We start from the raw sequence: 1,117 nt of genomic DNA, 5'->3' as shown, positions 1-1,117 counted from the left end.
AGGCTGGCACCGCGCCCCGGGTCGACCCCTACCAAGAGCGGCTGAACCGGGAGATCCGCCGTCGCACCGACGTCGTGGGGATCTTCCCCGACCGGGACTCCCTCATCCGCCTCGTCGGCGCCGTGCTCGCCGAGCAGCACGACGAATGGACCGAAGGGCGCCGCTACCTCGGCCTCGACGTCCTCGCCCGCTGCCGCATGCGGCCCGTCACCGACACCGCCAACACCAGCCCCGAGGAGGTGACCACTCAGACCAGCACCATCCCGGCGCTCAGCGCCTGACCAGACACGAAGATCACGCGGTAGCCGTCACACACCACGCCAGCGGGCTTGACCGGCACTGGAACACGTTCCGTCGGAGCACCGGGTGAACCCCAACACCGGGGTATGGCTGCTGCGATCGTGCCCCGCCGCCCTGGAGTTCCTCGACGCCGTCGAGCAGGCCGGGCCACAGCCTGGACCGTGGGCCGACCAGGGCGCCGTGCTCGCCACCCTGGGCTGGGACCGCGGGGACGAGCGCTACCACTGGGCTGGTCCGGGTCAGGGCAACCACTTCCTGACCCGGACCAGCTGGCTACCACCGGGGTGGAACCAACCGCACGTGCAGGAACGCACCGCCTCCGACTGCTTCAACAGCGCGGCCGACTCCTACGCAGACCGTCCCCGGGTACCCCATCCGCACGCCCTGCATTTCATGGGCATGCCGCCCAGCGCCCGCTACCGAGCGATGGCCGCCGCCGGCCGGTCGGGACAAGCCCACGTCTGCGAGCCTCCGCTGACATCTCGTCCCGTCCGTCGCCCGGGCGGTTACTGACTGCGGCGAAGGGAGGCAGTGATCTTTAGTGTGCGGGGCAAGGTCGCCGACGCACCCTGCGTGCCTTCCCGATAGACATCCGCCACCCCGGTCCCCTTGGAGGTGGGGGACCCGGTGCGCTCCACCCAGCGCATCCGGGATGCCGAGCGACGGCTGCGCGCCAAGGCCGCCGCGCACGCCGATTCCTCACCGCTGCTGGCCGCCGAGAACCGCTCCTACGGGTTCATGCGCAACACCTGGGCGCTCAAGCCGCTGGGGCTCCCTCTGGCGGTCGCCGCGTGCGGCGTCGCCTGCCTTCTCGGTG

General features: G+C 71.3%; 3 protein-coding genes. All 3 read left to right on the top strand.

What is annotated here, in order from left to right; all coding sequences use genetic code 11:
* Nucleotides 1–281: transposase (locus BLW04_RS25605; RefSeq protein WP_175484321.1), on the top strand; the 281-nt coding region annotated here is incomplete at its 5' end.
* A gap of 85 nt (nucleotides 282–366) precedes the next feature.
* A complete protein-coding gene (locus tag BLW04_RS25600) occupies nucleotides 367–813 on the top strand; it encodes a hypothetical protein (RefSeq protein WP_091548477.1) in 447 nt (148 codons plus the stop codon).
* Nucleotides 814–927: 114 nt separating this feature from the next.
* The coding region (locus BLW04_RS25595; protein WP_139307061.1) for a hypothetical protein at nucleotides 928–1,117 on the top strand (190 nt) is incomplete at its 3' end.

The sequence above is a fragment of the Modestobacter sp. DSM 44400 genome (assembly GCF_900107175.1).
Classification (GTDB): domain Bacteria; phylum Actinomycetota; class Actinomycetes; order Mycobacteriales; family Geodermatophilaceae; genus Modestobacter.
This window is presented reverse-complemented; position numbering and strand designations above follow the sequence as displayed.